This is a genomic window from Methylobacterium sp. TK26, assembly GCF_055361565.1.
This window is the reverse complement of sequence record NZ_CM143965.1, coordinates 1,379,870-1,393,814: the sequence shown is the minus strand read 5'-3', so window position 1 is coordinate 1,393,814 and position 13,945 is coordinate 1,379,870. Positions and strand designations below refer to the sequence as shown.

The following is a 13,945-nucleotide window of genomic DNA, read 5'->3' as shown; positions in this document are numbered from 1 at the left end:
GGCGGCCGCAACGGTGCGATCAGTGCACGGCGATACCCATCCCGTTCGGGCCGACCGTATTCAGGATGCGCCGACCCAGATGCTGGAGCACATGGCCCAGGAGCAGGCAGGTCTGCGCGTCCGCCTCGTCCTGCGCCGTCTCGTAGGCGTCGATGACGGACTCCACCAAGTCCTTCGAGGGCGGGAGGTCGTCGTCGCGGCACGGCGCGGGTGCCGCCGCCGAGAGCGACTGCTCCGACGAGCGCCGGACGAGATCGCGCGATGTCTGAAGCGTCCGCCGCGTCTCCTCGGCCGCCGCGCGCAGCGCGCGGGCGACTTCGAGGCACCGGTCTGCGCGCATGCGGTCCATCGTGACGCTCCAAGCCTCAGTGAACGCGCATGAAGAGACGACCCACCGGCCGTATCGACCATGCACTCAATCCGCGAATGTGGCAAATTGAGTAGGCGGCCAACACAACTGATGGGGCCGAATTTGTATTCAGTCGGCGAAAGTCATAAAGATAATTTTCTTAAGATTGGCGAGCGATAGACTTGTCATTGAGGCGCGCGCTGCCGGCCGCATTCAGGCCATGTCTTCCCACGAGATGCGCTGGACGCCGTCCGCGTTTCGAAGGGTGGCGATGAGGGACAGCGCCCAGTCCGGGTCGTCCCCGCGATGGGCGCCGAGGCAGCGCAGCGTGCCTTTCCCGGCCTCCTGCTCCAGGGTGCTCGACCGGATGGCGAGCCCTTCGGCGCGCAGGCGCTTCAAGAGGGCGGCGTGGGATGTCTCCCCGGCGTCGAACGCGAGCGTGACGGTGCCGTAGCTTCTCTGTCTGAGACGCTGTTCGACCAGGCCGAGCCCCTGCAGCGTGGCGAGGGAGAGAAGCGTCGCCGCCAGTCCGAGCGGCCAAGCGCCGGCCCCGAAGCAGAGGCCGACCACCGTCGCCAGCCAGACCGTCGCGGCCGTGGTGACGCCCCGCACCGTGCTACCCTGCTTCAGGATCGTCCCCGCGCCGATGAACCCGATGCCGGCGAGGATGCCGTGGGGCAGCCGCATCAGGTCGAGGCGGGACAGGCCGGCGGCGTCGCCTCGGGTTTCGGTGAGGAGCGAGCTGCCGAGCAGCATCGCGGTGCACGCCGCGAGGCAGAGCAGCACGATGGTACGCATGCCCGCCGGATGACCCAACTCCTCCCGGTTCCAGCCCAGCAGGAACGCGGCGGCGAAACTCAACGCGAGACGCACCATCACGACATCGAAGGTGAGATCGGCTGTCACTCAAGCTCCATGGTTTGCACTGTCGATGCCCGGCCTCGGCCCTTCGGGGGCACGGGCGATGACAGGAAGGCTGAGCCCACCCCCGCGTTCCTGAATGAACCGGAATTTAGGGGCTCCCGAGCCCCTGCGTCGCCCGCGGCTCAGACCCGGTCCCGGATGTTCCGGGTCATGGAGCGTCGAGGCCTGCGGCGGGTAGGCGGACGCCGCGATCCTTCATCACACCGTTGCACAGCGGATCACGCCGGGAACCAGTTGCCGTGGAAGCCCGGCGGGATCCGGTGCGCGAGGCGCACCGTGGCGACGGGCGGCGCCGCGAACGCGCGCGCATCGAGGATGGTGAAATCCGTCGTGTCGCGGGCTGTGTCGAGGACGAGCCCGACGAGCCAGCCTTCGTCCTCGCCGGCCCCGGCATGGGCGGGCACGAAGACGAACTCCCCCGGGATGCGGTCGGGGCCGAACGCGTGAACCTGCCGCTCCCCCATCGCGAGGTCGTGCTTGTAGATCTCCGTCGCCCCGGCAAGCTGCGTGTTGCCGTCGGCGGGGACGCTGACCGTGTAGACGAAGCGGTGAGGCTGCCCGAAACGCCGCTCGTCGATGCGGGGAAATTCCTGCGCGTCCGGATCGAGCAACCGCCGCGCGACCCGCCGCGTCGCGGGGTCGACGGTCCAGCGTTCGAGCCGGCCCGGCCGGTCGAGGCCGCCGCCGACGGCGGTGAACACCGACTCGTAGGCGACGACATCGAGGATCACCCGCCCGTCCGCGTCGTCGTAGGCGTTGGCGACGTGGAACACGAAGCAGGGATCGACGTCGCACCACAGGATGTCGCCACCCTCCCCCCGCCGGGGGAGGAGACCCACGCGGGCCTTATGCGCCGGATTCCAGCGGAACGGGAAGCGATAGCCCGCGAGCAGGGCGCGGAACGAGAACGTGACCGGCAGGTCCAGAACGATCGCGTAGCGCGCGGTGATCGCGCAATCGTGGATGCAGGGCCCGTGCTCGACCGCGACCGGCACCTCCCGCACGACCTGCCCCGTCGGCGCGAGGACGACGTGGCGGACGCTGTCCCAGACGCGGCCGTCATAGGCGATGGCGTGGGTCTCGCCGGTGAGCGGGTCGCGGTGCGGATGCCCCGTGAAGGACCCGGCCAGCGTCCCGTCGAACGGGTTGTAGCGCTGCTCCTCCAGGGTCCGGGAGAGTTCGACGGGAAAGCTGCCCGCCTCCACCACGGCGAAGATCCGTCCGCCGATCTCGACGACGTTGGTGTTCACGGTGTCGTTGCCGGCCCGGCGCGGTCCGGGCGCGGCGGGGCGTCCGAGGGCGGCCGAAGCCGTGCGGGAGCCGATCCACCGGTTGCGGTACCACGGCGCCCGGCCACCCTCGATGGCCAGACCATGCACCATGCCGTCGCCGAGGAACCAGTCGTGGCCCCGCGTGGTCGGAGCGACGGGGTTCGCCCCCATCTTGAGGTAGAGCCCGTCGAACCCGGGGGGGATGGCTCCGGTGACGGGCAGGTCCGTCACCGTCAGTTCCTCGCGCATCGGCGCGTGGACGCCGACCACGAAGGGGTTCGCCGTTCCCGGCAGGCGCAGCCGGTTGCAGGCCGCCCACAGGCCGACGCCGCCCTCGGCCGCGAGCCGGAGCGCCGACTGGACGCGGTTCGGCACCACCGGCCGCGATCCGTCAGTCCGCCCCGTCCATGTGCGGATGCCCGGCATCCGCGAGGGCGCGGTCCAGCGCCTCGATCGCGGTCAGGATCTTCCTGAAATCCTCGGCCATGGACACCGGCGCCAACTCGATCCCGCCCATGCGCTTGGCGATGTAGTTGCGCTGGCGGGCCAGGGCGCCGCGCGCCCGTCGCAGGTCTTCGACTTCCTCGGTGTTCATGGGTGTCGGGTCCTCGCTGCACGTCGTGACTGGTGCGGCGTGGATCGCCGGTTCGATCCCACACCGCCGTTCAGGCCTCCGGGCGGCCCGCCTCGCCGCCCGTCCCTGCCCCGAAGGCGTTCGGACCTTCGTTCGGTCCTGACGACTTGGCCTGATCGGCGGCAAGATCAAGCAGCCGCTGCGCAAGAAGCACGGCGGTGGCCGCATCGACCGCCGAGGCGTCCGCGCCCACCCGGTGAACGAGGTCCGGGTGCCGCAGGAACATCGGGCCGCCGACCATCACGCCGATGGCGCGGTTGCACGAGGCCTCCCGCACGGCGCGGATGATCGCGGCGAGCGGCTCGACGCGGGTGACGCTGCTGAGCGTCAGGCCGACCACGCCGAACCATTCGGCGGCGACCCGGGCGGCGATCTCCTCCCGGCTCGCGGACAGGCCGATCACCACGTCCCAGCCCGCCCTGCGGAGGAATTGCTCGACGACCCGCACGCCGAGCGTGTGTTGCTCGTCCGGGGCGCCCAGCAGCAGCAGGCGCCGCCGCTCATCCGGGGAGGCCGTCCCCTCCCCCAGGCGGAACCGCGCCACGAGGCGCTGGAGCCGGGCCACGCCCGTCGTCACCTCGATGAAGTCGCACAGATCCTCGTCCCACATGCGGCCCAGGAGGGCCGCGCAGGGCGCCAGCAGGTCGAGGAACAGGCGGTCGGCGCAGTGCCCCGCCGCCATCAGGGCCGTGAAGGCCGCGACCACGGGCTCGTCATCCGCCGCCAGGGCGAGATCGGTGAAGGCGGCGACCTGTCCCTCGGCGAAACCGGCGGCCGGTTCGGCGGGCTCGGCCCGCGAATCGCGATGGCGGAGAACCAACTGCGGAATGATCTCGGCCTGGACGACCTGTCCGAGGGCGAGGCAGCGCAGGCGCGCGGCCTCGGCGGCACGCTTGCGCACGTAGCGTTGGCGGGCTTCCGCCGCATGGTGGGAATCGCGAGGAGGAGCGTCCTCCCAACGGCGTCCGGACGAACCGAAGTCGCGCATCGTCCCCCCTTTGCGGAGGCAGCGGCGGCCTTACCGGCCGCTCGATCACCGCAACCTATGAGAGCCGCGCCGGACGCCGATGTAAAGACCGCCCCAATATTCCTACGGACAGTCAGAGCCGGGTGGTCAGGGCGGTGAGCCAGTCCGGCGAGGCATTCACCAGGGCGGTCTCGGCCGCCTTGTCGTAGCCGGTGGCGATCATCAGGCCGGTCGCCACGAGGATCAGGCCGAGGGCGGCCTTCAGCCCCTTGCCGAGCCCCATCATCCGGTCGCGCCAGCGCATCAGCACTTCGCGGGAGAGGAGGCCGAGCAGGAGCAGCGGCAGGGCCGCACCCAGGCCGAACAGCAGCATCGTGAGCGCCACGGCGCCGAGGTCCCGCCCCTGCGAGGCGAGGAGCGAGGCCGCCCCGAGGGTCGGCCCGACGCAGGGGCTCCACACCGCCCCGAGCAGCAGGCCGACGCCGAACTGGCCGGCGAGCCCGGCGGAGGAGAAGCCGCCGAAGCGGCGTTCGGTCCAGTCGCTCACCGGCCCGGCGGCGGCGGCGAGGCGCGTCTGCGCGGCGGGCACCATCAGCACGAGGCCGACGAGCACCAGCAGGAGGGACGCGACGAGGCGGAAGAGGCCGGCATCGAGGCCGATGGTGAAGCCGATCGTCGCCACGAACAGCCCGATGGCCACGAAGGAGAGCGCCAGCCCCGCCGCCAGCGCCGCCGGCCCGAGCCGGTGCTCGGACGCCGCCGCGCCCAGCACCAGCGGCAGCAGGGGCAGCACGCAGGGGGACAGGACCGACAGGATGCCGGCGAGGAAGGCGAGGCCGAGGGTGCCGATCATGGGGGAGGTCAGGTCGCCGTGGCGAAGAGGGCGGCGAGCAGGACGCTTAAGGCGAGGCGGCGCATCGTGTCACTCCCGAGGGACCGGACGGGCCCGACGCTCGTAACATTTCCGGTGCGGGGTGATGCCATGCCGATCCGCCGCAGCGGGCCGGCGGCCCGGGCCCTTCGAGCCGGGCGCGCCGGCGAAAGCCTAGCTGTGCGAGGCGGTTCGGATCGTCAGCTTCAGGATCGCCGCCATGACCTCGTTGCCGTCCTCGTCCAGCGCGTGGATCGAGAAGCTCTGCAGCGCGTCCTCGCGGTTGCACTCGGCGTCGAACATGTTGGCCAGCGTCGCGCGAACCATGTCGTGCAGCGCGTCCGTACCGGACAGTTCGGTCCCTTCCTCGTCCTCCAGAACGAGCCGTTCGCTCGCGGTGTTGAAGAAATAACGCGGCATCGGCGTTCCCGTCCGACTGGAATGCCCCCCTGCCGACGCGCCGGGCGTCGACCGGGACGAACCTGACCCCATTCCCGGACGGGCGCGCTCACCTGGATCAGCTTGCGTCTTCCTTCGGATTTGCGAGCTTCATCCTATGATTACTGTTTCATTGCGATCATCACCTCAAGCGCGGCCGAAGAACGAGGCCGAGGCGGGGCTATCTTTGCGGTGCACGAAGGCGCACAGTGCCGGCATCACCGGATCGGTTGATCCAGGCTCCGGTGGCTGAGGGTCCGTGCCCCCGCCTGCAAGGGACAGGCGCGCGTGGCAGACCTCATCGCATTCCCCGCCCAACCCCGCTCCCGGCACGCGCGCCGCGCCTATCAGGTGCATCGGCTCGCCCCGAGCGGCGGCGTGGTCACGACCTGCATCATCACCGCCCGCAACGACGGTGACGCGCAGCGCCAGGCGAAGGGTTTGACCGCGGGACACCGCACCGAACTCTGGGCCAGCAACCGCCTCGTCGCCGTGCTCGGCGGGTTCGACTTCCCGATCGCGACCACGATCCGGATGCTCGCGGAACGGCCGACGACAGAGGCGTGACGTCGGCCCTGTCGGGCCTGCCACGCGGAGCGAGGAGCGAGACCATGGCGATCGAAAAGAAGCGCGGGAACCGCGAGACCAAGAAGCCGAAGAAGCCCGTGCCGAAGTCCAACGCGGCGGCGCCCTCGGCCAAGGGGACCGTCGCCTCGGTCATGAAGACCGCCGGCCGGAGCTGAGCCGATGCGCGACCGTCGAGACGCCGCCGCATGAGCGAGGCCACACGCGCGCGGATCTGCCCGCTGATGCGCAGGCTGATCGCGATGATCGGCCAGATGTCGCTGCACCCCGGCCTGCAGGAACGGGGGCAGCTGATCGACCGGCTGACGGACCTCGAGGCCGAGAGCCTCGCCCGTAACGTCCCGTGGCGGACGGTCGAGGCGATCCGGGCCACCCGCTTGAAGCTACGCGTCGAGAGCCTTATGCCGAGGCCGTCTCTCCCGCGCGGTCATTGATGGACAAGAGCATGAACGAACGCGACGCGGGGCTCGACGCCCTTCGCACGCTCGCCGACAGGGCGGACCGGAACGATCTCGCCGCCGCCCAGGACATCCTGCTGCAGACGATCCTGCGCGAGGACGGCGCGGAGCGGCGCAACCAAGCCCTCGACGCGCTTCTGGCCGAATTCCAGGACGACGACCGCGCGGGGTCCCGCTCCCAGGAGCAGGACGCCTTCCGCGCGGTTCTGTGCGCGATGATCGAGCGGACCCGCGAGATGGCGGGAACGCGGCAAGGGTGACGCCCCGCGCCGTCTCCTCGCCTCAGATGCCGACGCTCTCGGCGCCGGCCTCGGCGGCCTGCTGGACGGTGGCGCCGTTGCGCAGAGCCATGGCGATGGCGACGGAGATGGTGTCGATGGCCTGTGCCCGGTCCTGCCCGTAATCGTAGGAACTGTTCCGGCCCGGGCTCAGCCGCGCGTAATAGGCGTCCGGGAATTGCCGGTCGATCCGCGTCCTGAGAAGCCTTGCGGCCGCCGCGTAATTGTCCTCGAAGGTCCTGGCCTGGGGCGCGGACGCACCCTCGAAGGTCCCCTCCTCCTTCTCCTTCGCGATCACGTCGGATTTCCGCTCGTGAGCGCTGCCGAAGAAGAACTGGATCGCCTTGGTGAGCAGCCACCGGATGACGGACATCGGATCCTCCTGGGCAGGCCGCATGGGGTGCGCCGCCGGGCGTTACGAGGGGAACCGCGGGCCCGGATGCACCAGGGTCGCCCCCCGCTCGGAGACCTTCCACACCGGCAGGGAGCCCTCGCGCACGAACATGGCGAAGGCTTCGGCAATGTCCGGCCCGTCGACGTCGGCGGCGTCACGCACGGCGCGGCCGACGATACAGGCGCCCTCCGGCGCGTCGGACGCGGGCGGCCGGTTCTCCAGCGAGAACATCACGCCGGATCGGTCGGGCCTGAGCCCGTCCGGCAGGGCGTCGATCCTGCGCCACAGGCAATTCCACCGTGCGCAGACCTCCGGGCGGTCGCGGTAGATCCCGCATCCAGTCCCGGTGTTGTGGCGGCACAGGACGCCCGCCGGCTTGTCGAGGACCTGGATCTCCAGGACGGAACAGCACAGGGTGCAGGGCCCACAGGCCCGTGTCTCGCTCGCGATCGTCTTGGTCCTCGCTGCGCGGCCGCGTGCGACCGGTCGAACCGGTCAGCTCGCGTGCGTGAGCTCGCCTTCCCGCACGGCGCGCTCGCCGCTCGCGGACTTGATCCGGTAGGTCGGCTCGCCGGAGCGGTCGTCCGGCGTCAGGCGCACCACCTCGAAGAGGCCGTCGACGATGCTCTTGCTGCCGGCATAGCTGGTCCCCAGCTGGCGGACATGCTGGCCGATCTTGAACTTGTGAGACATGACTCGTCCTCCAGGGTGATGGCGGGTGCGGGCACTCCCGCCTAGCGGCGGGCGCGCGCCTTGCGGGCCGCGAAGCGCGCATCGCGCGCGGCCTTCTGCTCGGCGGCGAGCGCCGCCTGCCGTTCGACCTTCTCGGCCGCCTGGCGGATGATCTCGGCCTCGGCCCGCTCCTTCTCGGCGAGCGCCTCGGCCTCGCGCGCGGCTTCGGCGGCGAGCCGCGCCACTTCCCGCTCGGCCGTCCGCACGTCCCGCGCCTCGACGATGGCACGACGCGCCGCCTGGCGGGCGATCACGGCCGGATCGTCGGCGGCGGGGCGAGACCGGAAGCGGGCCAGCATGGCCTCCCGCGCCTTGGCCGTGGCTTCGAGACGATCGACGAGCTGGTCTGTTCTGGATTGACCCACAAGGATTCCTTTATGCACCGCGGCTCAACCGGGGTGCCGAAAAACAGGTGAAGCCGCTCCCGACGGAGCGGCCTCGAAATGACTCGCTAACAGGCGAGCGTGGCTCAGACAGCCTGGAGGCTGCCGGCCGACTGCTTGCCGGTGCGACGGTCGGACTCCATCTCGTAGGAGACCTTCTGGCCCTCGACCAGGTTGTTCATGCCGGCGCGCTCGACGGCGGAGATGTGGACGAACACGTCCTTGCCGCCGTCATCCGGCTGGATGAAACCGAAACCCTTGGTGTCGTTGAACCACTTAACGGTGCCGATGGTCATAGGTATTCCGTATCTATTTTAGGCGAACGAATGTGCCGAGCGCATGGGGTCCACGCGCTCAATCGCTGATCGTCGAAGATGGGAGAGATGCAGAGCGCTCGCCCCTGAGGGGCGATACGGCCGAATATCTGGCCAAAGATCGATGTATTTGTTGTACGCCACCGACGAGACAATCACAAGCACTAAATTCATTTCGACGGAAATGAGCGGCCGCGCTGTGATAAAGCGCGTCTCGCCGCGCATAATAAAACTGCCAAAAAGAAAGATAAAACTGCGCCTGTTTCTCTCGTGAAAATACCGCTCAGCTCTCGATGAGTGCGGCAGCGAGAGCAGGATTCAGGCGACCAGGGCGCGTGCCGTCGCCGAGACCTCGCTCAGGCTGAAGGGCTTGGGAAAGAACCGCGCCTTGTCCGGGAGGGTTCGCGGCCGGAACGTCACCGGACCGGAGCACACCATCACGGCGGTCTCGGGCCAACGCTGGGCGATCAGCTGCGCGAGACGCAGGCCGTCCACCCGGCCAGGCATGCGCACATCGGTGAACACCACCTCAATGTGCGGTGAGTTTTCGAGCAGGAGCAGAGCCATGTCCCCGGTCCAGGCTTCGATCACCTCGAATCCCGCATCGGCGAAAATGTCCACCGTCTCCATCCGAGTGATGTTCTCGTCCTCGACGATCAGAGCGGTCGGCTTTGAAACAATTTTTTCCATAGCCTAGAGCAAGCGCTCCAAATAATTTTTGTTCAATTTAAAATCTCGGCTTTTTCCTGAAAACCTGCGAGGGGCGCCACGAGATCGCAGGTGACGCCGCCTGGGAGATACGCCAGCTTGACCACCCCGCCGATGGTCCCGGCGAGGCCGCGCTCGATCAGGCGGGTGCCGAACCCCGCCCGCGTCGGCGTCGCCACGGGCGGGCCGCCCTCCTCGGTCCAGCTGAGCCGCACCTGCGGGGCGTCGTCCGCCTCCTCGATCCGCCACCGGATGCCGATATGCCCCGTCTCGGTCGAGAGCGACCCGTACTTGGCGGCGTTCGTCGCCAGTTCGTGGATCATGAGGGCGAGCGCCAGCGCGGCTTTCGGGCCGATCTCCAGGGCCGGCCCCTCGATCCGGAAGCGCCCCGCCTGCTGGTTGTCGTGCAGCGCCAGCGCCCCCCGGATCACGGCCTCCATGCCGGCCTGCTCGGTGTTGCTGGCCAGGAGGATGTCGTGCGCCTTGCCGAGGGCGATCAGGCGCCGCAGCAGGGCGTCGCGCGCGTCGTCGAGGCTCGCGGCATTGCGCAGGGTCTGCGCCGCGATGGCTTGCACCATGGCGAGCGTGTTCTTCAACCGGTGGCTGAGTTCGTGGTTGAGCAGGGTCTGGTGCTCGTCCGCCGCCACCCGCGCGCTGTTGTCCAGCATGACGCCCGTCATGCGCACCACGCGGCCGGCCTTGTTGCGGATCAGGAACGCCTGATTGAGCACGTCCGCGTAGGAGCCGTCCGCCCGCTGGAAACGGTATGCGTCGGCCCACCGGGAGCCGGCCTCGTCGGCGCCGAGGACCCTCCGGCGGACGCGCTCGCGATCCTCCGGGTGGATGCGCTCGAACCACCATGCGGCCGTGGGCGCGACGGTCGAGGCCGCGTGGCCGTAGACGCGCGTCAGGGCGCCGTCCCAGTGGAACGTGTCGCCCTCCCGATCCCAATCCCACATCACGTCCGTGGTGGCGCGCGAGGACAGCCGGAACCGCTCCTCGCTGACCTGCAGGGCGTCGCGGACCTCGTCGGAGAGGGTGAGCGCGCGGTCCCGCTCACCGATGGCCCGCCGCAGTTCGAGCTGGGACATCACCTGACGGGCCAGAGCCTGCAGGCCGGACCTCTGCTGCGGGGTCAGGCCGTCCGGCCGGGGCACCGTGTCGATCACGCACAACGTGCCGATCGCGACGCCGTTGTCCGCCTTCAGCACGGCGCCCGCGTAGAACCGGATGAACGGCTCGTCCGTCACGAGTGTGTTGTCGCGGGTGCGGGAGTCCTGCGTCAGATCGGGGATGATGAGGATATCCCCCTCGGCCAGCGCATGGGCGCAGACGGATTGGCTGAGGGGCGTCTCGCAGGGGGCGAAGCCGATCCGCGCCTTGAACCATTGCCGGTCGCTGGACACGAAGCTGATGAGGCCGACCGGCGCGTCGCAGATCTGGGTGGCGAGGGCGACGAGGTCGTCGAAGCCGTGCTCGGCGGGTGTCTGGAGGATGTCGTAGCTGGTTAAGGCGGTTTTGCGCGCGTGCCCGCTCGGGTCATTCATCGATCAAGTGTGTGCCAGGGCGGAGAGTATTCGTAGCCGGAAGTGCCGATCTTCGCCACCCGGCAAACTTCATCTTCATCAGGATCGACCGCGGAGCGGCGCATCGGTCACAATGCAGCCTGTTCAATCGACGCTCACTTCCACCGCCATGTCGAGGAACGCGCCGGCCGGCCCGGCGTAGCTTCCGATCAGCGGCATGGCGAGGCGAATGTCGCGGGCGACCGCCACCGGGATGAGGTTCGCACCGCCGACGGCCCGGTTCGTAGGATCGAACGTGATCCAACCCGCCCCCGGCAGGAAGATCTCCACCCAGGCGTGGGTGGCGCCCGCATCCGCCGAGCCGAGCAGGGTCCGTGTCGGATCGTGGAGATAGCCCGAGACCAGCCGGGCCCCGAAGCCCAGGCTGCGCACCGCCTCGGCGAGGAGCGTCGCCAAGTCCCGGCAGGAGCCCGTCCCGCGCGACAGGGTCTCGCTCGGCGATTGCGTGCCCTCGTCCTCGCGGGCCTGATAGGTGATCGCGCTCCCGACCCCGGTATTCAGGTCCTTGAGCAGGGACAGGGTGTCGGTGGGCCAGGACGCGACGAATCCCTGGGCCCAGTCCCGCAGGCTCGGATGGCCCTCCGGATATTGCAGGATGGTCAGAGCCCCGAGATCCGCCCAGGCGTCGTCGGTGTACCGGAACGGGAAGGTGATCGCCGAGGCGGCGATGTCGAAGACCGGATAGGCGCTGGCCGAGAGTTCCACCCGCGACAGGCATTCCACGACCAGGGTCTCGGACGGCGATCCGAACAGGGCTGTCGCCACGGCATTGCCGGCGACATCCTGCGCCCAGGTCACGCTGGCCTCCGGCGCCAGGGTGAGCACGCTCGACAGGAGGCGCAGCTCGCGGCTTTCGCGGGGCCGCATCATCAGCTGGTGCGGCCCCAGGCTGACCGGCTGGCGGTAGCGATAGGTGGTCCGGTGCCGGATGCTGACCTCGACCAACGGACCATCCCCGGATCTGCCATGGCCGGGCATGGACGCCCCGACCTTCGCCCCCGAGCCTTAGCACGACGCCGAGGCCGACCCAGGGCCCAATTGCCGTCCAGACGCTCACTTCATGTATTTTATGCAGGCAGGATGCTTTTTCGGCCGCGATGCGCGTTGAATGACGTGACACAGAAAAATTCGCGCGATGCGCCCCACGCCGTTGTCGTCGATGACGATGCCCTGATCTTGATGGACGCGACCAGCATCCTCGAAGATGCGGGCTTTCAAGTGTTGGAGGCGATGAACGTCGCCCAGGCACTTGATGTCCTCGAACGGCACCACCCCATGGTGCAGTTGCTCTTCACCGATGTGCAGATGCCGGGTGGCCAGGACGGCTTCGACCTGGCCCGCCAGACCGCCGAGCGCTGGCCCCACATCGCGGTCGTGGTCGCCTCCGGCCGCGCCGCGCCGACGCCGGGCGACCTGCCCCAGGGCGCGACCTTCATCAGCAAGCCGTTCAGCGCCGAGATCGTGCGGCATCACGTGCGGAATTCGATGCCGGACGAGAGGCAGCCGAGGATGCTCAAGGAGTAGCGCCCCTATGCCGATTTCTGGGTGATGCAACTTAAATCTCTTGCGTCCGTTGGTGAGTATCCACGCAATCGACTGCATGAGGCGCAACTTCCGCAAGAAGTCGCGAGGTAGAACCTATGTCTTTCACTCCGACGCCGCGGGTGAGTCGCACCACCACGCACATCGATATTCACGATCGCGCAGTGCGCTCGGCATGGATTCAGCGCTACGGGATCACAGAGGCGCAACTGCGCAAGGCCGTGCGGATGGTCGGCTCGCGGATCGGCACGCTCTCGAACCATCTTCGCATGGGGTCCGCGTCATGAGTGCCGCGCTCGCCCCGGATCAGCAGGCGTCCTCGTCCGCGCGGAAGATCGGCGTCCTTCTCGTGGACGACGACCCCATCGTCTTGATGGACATGGCCCAGTCCCTCACCGATGCCGGCCTCGTCGTGTTCGAGGCCCGCAACGCCGACGAGGCGCTACAGGTGCTCGCCACCGAGCCCGACGTGCTGATGACGATCACCGACGTCGACATGCGCGACGGCAGCCTCGACGGATTCCAGTTGGCGCGACTGATCGCGATGCGCTGGCCGGAGATCGGCCTGCTGATCATCTCCGGCCAGAACCGCCCCAGGGCGAGCGACCTGCCGGAGGGCGCGCGCTTCCTGACCAAGCCGTGCGAACCCCGTTCCCTGGTCGGAAGCGTGTTCGCTTTCGTGTCTCAGCAGAGCGGGTCGATCTAGGACGCCGCATCGGCCCGACGCCCTGTTCATATTCAACGACTGATTGAAGCCAGGCTGGCTTCTCCAATCAGCCCGTGCCGGCGCGCGCGGCGCGCGGGCCACACTCGGCCAAATCCGTTTACCGTCTGGGAACCATAGGCAATCCGGTCGTTTGACGCAGGTAATCGCCCTGGGGGACGGCATGAAATTTATAGTTGTACCCACGCGTCAGGGCGACGCGCCAGACGATGCGGTCCTGCGTGGCGTCGCCGACGGGTTGAGCGAACTCTTTCCGGTCCCCCAGCATCCGCGCCACGTGCTCCGGTGGCTGAGTTCAACCGCTGGCGATCAGGCCGGCGGCGAGCAGGCCCCCCGTCCGGATGGGCCGTCCCGCGACATGCTCCACGAAGCGTAAGCCGTCCCAGAGGTCCAGGGCACAATCCCGCACCAGCGTCTCCGCCTGCGCGATGGCCTCCGAATCCGACCCGGCCCACAGCAACCGGACCTCCCTCACGCGCCCGTCATGGGCAAGGGTGATCGCGCGGTATTCCCGCGCCACGGCCTCGTTCGGATCGGGCAAAGGGTCGGTGTCCATGGGCAGGCCCCTGACCGGTGAACGAGAGACATCGCTTGTATCCGCTTTGTTCTCGTGCGCAAGCACGGCGGCAGGATATGTGAATCGGCGATACATTGGCAATGCGGACGGGGCGGGCCCCCGCGTGGCCGAGCCCGTCGCGGCGAGGGATGTCGCGAGGGGACCAAACCGTGCGGGCGACGTTGTCCTGCGAATGTGTTTTCCCTGGTGCCCACGAGCCGACGACACGGC

Annotated in this window: 23 protein-coding genes; 7 read left to right on the top strand and 16 right to left on the bottom strand. The window is 68.9% G+C overall.

Annotation, left to right across the window (positions count from 1 at the left end; translation table 11 throughout):
• Nucleotides 1-19 precede the first annotated feature (19 nt).
• The 7 genes from ACXJ1Y_RS06855 to ACXJ1Y_RS06825 form a co-directional block, all read right to left on the bottom strand.
• Nucleotides 20-340, bottom strand: coding sequence for a hypothetical protein (locus ACXJ1Y_RS06855; RefSeq protein WP_463849354.1), 321 nt, complete (start codon nucleotides 338-340; stop codon nucleotides 20-22).
• Nucleotides 341-562: 222 nt separating this feature from the next.
• A complete protein-coding gene (locus tag ACXJ1Y_RS06850; protein ID WP_463849353.1) occupies nucleotides 563-1,255 on the bottom strand; it encodes an MgtC/SapB family protein in 693 nt (230 codons plus the stop codon).
• Nucleotides 1,256-1,491: 236 nt separating this feature from the next.
• Nucleotides 1,492-2,919: an 8'-apo-carotenoid 13,14-cleaving dioxygenase gene (locus tag ACXJ1Y_RS06845; RefSeq protein WP_463849352.1), complete on the bottom strand. Its 1,428-nt coding sequence runs from the start codon at nucleotides 2,917-2,919 to the stop codon at nucleotides 1,492-1,494.
• Nucleotides 2,920-2,935: 16 nt separating this feature from the next.
• A complete protein-coding gene (locus ACXJ1Y_RS06840; RefSeq protein ID WP_463849351.1) occupies nucleotides 2,936-3,139 on the bottom strand; it encodes a hypothetical protein in 204 nt (67 codons plus the stop codon).
• Between the two features lie 70 nt (nucleotides 3,140-3,209).
• Complete coding sequence (locus ACXJ1Y_RS06835; protein WP_463849350.1) at nucleotides 3,210-4,079, bottom strand: cobalamin B12-binding domain-containing protein; 870 nt, start codon at nucleotides 4,077-4,079, stop codon at nucleotides 3,210-3,212.
• Between the two features lie 199 nt (nucleotides 4,080-4,278).
• Complete coding sequence (locus ACXJ1Y_RS06830) at nucleotides 4,279-4,998, bottom strand: cytochrome c biogenesis CcdA family protein (protein WP_463849349.1); 720 nt, start codon at nucleotides 4,996-4,998, stop codon at nucleotides 4,279-4,281.
• A gap of 192 nt (nucleotides 4,999-5,190) precedes the next feature.
• A complete protein-coding gene (locus tag ACXJ1Y_RS06825) occupies nucleotides 5,191-5,436 on the bottom strand; it encodes a DUF6894 family protein (protein ID WP_463849348.1) in 246 nt (81 codons plus the stop codon).
• Between the two features lie 306 nt (nucleotides 5,437-5,742).
• Here ACXJ1Y_RS06825 and ACXJ1Y_RS06820 point away from each other — a divergent pair, with 306 nt between their 5' ends.
• From ACXJ1Y_RS06820 to ACXJ1Y_RS06805, 4 genes are read left to right on the top strand one after another with little or no spacing between them, the layout of a single operon-like run.
• Nucleotides 5,743-6,021 (top strand): hypothetical protein, encoded by a 279-nt coding sequence (locus ACXJ1Y_RS06820; RefSeq protein WP_463849347.1) that lies wholly within the window; start codon nucleotides 5,743-5,745, stop codon nucleotides 6,019-6,021.
• A 44-nt stretch (nucleotides 6,022-6,065) separates the two neighbouring features.
• On the top strand, nucleotides 6,066-6,197 hold the full coding sequence (locus ACXJ1Y_RS06815; protein WP_463849346.1) for a hypothetical protein: 132 nt from the start codon (nucleotides 6,066-6,068) through the stop codon (nucleotides 6,195-6,197).
• Nucleotides 6,198-6,227: 30 nt separating this feature from the next.
• Nucleotides 6,228-6,473, top strand: a complete 246-nt coding sequence (locus ACXJ1Y_RS06810) for a hypothetical protein (protein WP_463849345.1) — start codon at nucleotides 6,228-6,230, stop codon at nucleotides 6,471-6,473.
• An 11-nt stretch (nucleotides 6,474-6,484) separates the two neighbouring features.
• On the top strand, nucleotides 6,485-6,757 hold the full coding sequence (locus tag ACXJ1Y_RS06805; protein WP_463849344.1) for a hypothetical protein: 273 nt from the start codon (nucleotides 6,485-6,487) through the stop codon (nucleotides 6,755-6,757).
• A 22-nt stretch (nucleotides 6,758-6,779) separates the two neighbouring features.
• Here ACXJ1Y_RS06805 and ACXJ1Y_RS06800 read toward each other — a convergent pair whose 3' ends face one another.
• The 8 genes from ACXJ1Y_RS06800 to ACXJ1Y_RS06765 form a co-directional block, all read right to left on the bottom strand.
• Nucleotides 6,780-7,148: a hypothetical protein gene (locus ACXJ1Y_RS06800; protein WP_463849343.1), complete on the bottom strand. Its 369-nt coding sequence runs from the start codon at nucleotides 7,146-7,148 to the stop codon at nucleotides 6,780-6,782.
• A gap of 42 nt (nucleotides 7,149-7,190) precedes the next feature.
• Nucleotides 7,191-7,403, bottom strand: coding sequence for a hypothetical protein (locus ACXJ1Y_RS06795; protein ID WP_463849342.1), 213 nt, complete (start codon nucleotides 7,401-7,403; stop codon nucleotides 7,191-7,193).
• A gap of 261 nt (nucleotides 7,404-7,664) precedes the next feature.
• Nucleotides 7,665-7,862, bottom strand: coding sequence for a hypothetical protein (locus ACXJ1Y_RS06790; RefSeq protein ID WP_463849341.1), 198 nt, complete (start codon nucleotides 7,860-7,862; stop codon nucleotides 7,665-7,667).
• Nucleotides 7,863-7,903: 41 nt separating this feature from the next.
• A complete protein-coding gene (locus ACXJ1Y_RS06785) occupies nucleotides 7,904-8,266 on the bottom strand; it encodes a DUF6481 family protein (RefSeq protein WP_463849340.1) in 363 nt (120 codons plus the stop codon).
• A 104-nt stretch (nucleotides 8,267-8,370) separates the two neighbouring features.
• A complete protein-coding gene (locus tag ACXJ1Y_RS06780; RefSeq protein WP_243953490.1) occupies nucleotides 8,371-8,580 on the bottom strand; it encodes a cold-shock protein in 210 nt (69 codons plus the stop codon).
• A 336-nt stretch (nucleotides 8,581-8,916) separates the two neighbouring features.
• A complete protein-coding gene (locus ACXJ1Y_RS06775; RefSeq protein ID WP_463849339.1) occupies nucleotides 8,917-9,288 on the bottom strand; it encodes a response regulator in 372 nt (123 codons plus the stop codon).
• Nucleotides 9,289-9,320: 32 nt separating this feature from the next.
• The gene (locus ACXJ1Y_RS06770) at nucleotides 9,321-10,853 is read right to left on the bottom strand and encodes a sensor histidine kinase (RefSeq protein ID WP_463849338.1); all 1,533 of its coding nucleotides are present in this window, start codon (nucleotides 10,851-10,853) and stop codon (nucleotides 9,321-9,323) included.
• Between the two features lie 123 nt (nucleotides 10,854-10,976).
• Complete coding sequence (locus ACXJ1Y_RS06765) at nucleotides 10,977-11,837, bottom strand: transglutaminase family protein (protein ID WP_463849337.1); 861 nt, start codon at nucleotides 11,835-11,837, stop codon at nucleotides 10,977-10,979.
• Between the two features lie 168 nt (nucleotides 11,838-12,005).
• Here ACXJ1Y_RS06765 and ACXJ1Y_RS06760 point away from each other — a divergent pair, with 168 nt between their 5' ends.
• From ACXJ1Y_RS06760 to ACXJ1Y_RS06750, 3 genes are all read left to right on the top strand, one after another.
• Entirely contained in the window at nucleotides 12,006-12,416 is a 411-nt protein-coding gene (locus ACXJ1Y_RS06760; RefSeq protein WP_463850054.1) for a response regulator, read from the top strand.
• 140 nt (nucleotides 12,417-12,556) lie between these two features.
• Nucleotides 12,557-12,721 (top strand): DUF3606 domain-containing protein, encoded by a 165-nt coding sequence (locus tag ACXJ1Y_RS06755; protein WP_463849336.1) that lies wholly within the window; start codon nucleotides 12,557-12,559, stop codon nucleotides 12,719-12,721.
• Nucleotides 12,718-13,140 (top strand): response regulator, encoded by a 423-nt coding sequence (locus tag ACXJ1Y_RS06750; RefSeq protein WP_463849335.1) that lies wholly within the window; start codon nucleotides 12,718-12,720, stop codon nucleotides 13,138-13,140. The genes ACXJ1Y_RS06755 and ACXJ1Y_RS06750 overlap by 4 nt, the downstream gene beginning before the upstream one ends.
• Before the next feature lie 313 nt (nucleotides 13,141-13,453).
• Here ACXJ1Y_RS06750 and ACXJ1Y_RS06745 read toward each other — a convergent pair whose 3' ends face one another.
• Nucleotides 13,454-13,714: a hypothetical protein gene (locus tag ACXJ1Y_RS06745; protein ID WP_463849334.1), complete on the bottom strand. Its 261-nt coding sequence runs from the start codon at nucleotides 13,712-13,714 to the stop codon at nucleotides 13,454-13,456.
• Nucleotides 13,715-13,945: the final 231 nt, after the last annotated feature.

Bases quoted from the DNA above. Each gene is read 5' to 3' on its own strand.
- ACXJ1Y_RS06855 (WP_463849354.1), bottom strand. From the start codon at position 340: ATGCGCGCAGACCGGTGCCTCGAAGTCGCCCGCGCGCTGCGCGCGGCG.
- ACXJ1Y_RS06840 (WP_463849351.1), bottom strand. From the start codon at position 3,139: ATGAACACCGAGGAAGTCGAAGACCTGCGACGGGCGCGCGGCGCCCTG.
- ACXJ1Y_RS06830 (WP_463849349.1), bottom strand. From the start codon at position 4,998: ATGATCGGCACCCTCGGCCTCGCCTTCCTCGCCGGCATCCTGTCGGTC.
- ACXJ1Y_RS06825 (WP_463849348.1), bottom strand. From the start codon at position 5,436: ATGCCGCGTTATTTCTTCAACACCGCGAGCGAACGGCTCGTTCTGGAG.
- ACXJ1Y_RS06815 (WP_463849346.1), top strand. From the start codon at position 6,066: ATGGCGATCGAAAAGAAGCGCGGGAACCGCGAGACCAAGAAGCCGAAG.
- ACXJ1Y_RS06810 (WP_463849345.1), top strand. From the start codon at position 6,228: ATGAGCGAGGCCACACGCGCGCGGATCTGCCCGCTGATGCGCAGGCTG.
- ACXJ1Y_RS06805 (WP_463849344.1), top strand. From the start codon at position 6,485: ATGAACGAACGCGACGCGGGGCTCGACGCCCTTCGCACGCTCGCCGAC.
- ACXJ1Y_RS06800 (WP_463849343.1), bottom strand. From the start codon at position 7,148: ATGTCCGTCATCCGGTGGCTGCTCACCAAGGCGATCCAGTTCTTCTTC.
- ACXJ1Y_RS06790 (WP_463849341.1), bottom strand. From the start codon at position 7,862: ATGTCTCACAAGTTCAAGATCGGCCAGCATGTCCGCCAGCTGGGGACC.
- ACXJ1Y_RS06780 (WP_243953490.1), bottom strand. From the start codon at position 8,580: ATGACCATCGGCACCGTTAAGTGGTTCAACGACACCAAGGGTTTCGGT.
- ACXJ1Y_RS06775 (WP_463849339.1), bottom strand. From the start codon at position 9,288: ATGGAAAAAATTGTTTCAAAGCCGACCGCTCTGATCGTCGAGGACGAG.
- ACXJ1Y_RS06770 (WP_463849338.1), bottom strand. From the start codon at position 10,853: ATGAATGACCCGAGCGGGCACGCGCGCAAAACCGCCTTAACCAGCTAC.
- ACXJ1Y_RS06750 (WP_463849335.1), top strand. From the start codon at position 12,718: ATGAGTGCCGCGCTCGCCCCGGATCAGCAGGCGTCCTCGTCCGCGCGG.
- ACXJ1Y_RS06745 (WP_463849334.1), bottom strand. From the start codon at position 13,714: ATGGACACCGACCCTTTGCCCGATCCGAACGAGGCCGTGGCGCGGGAA.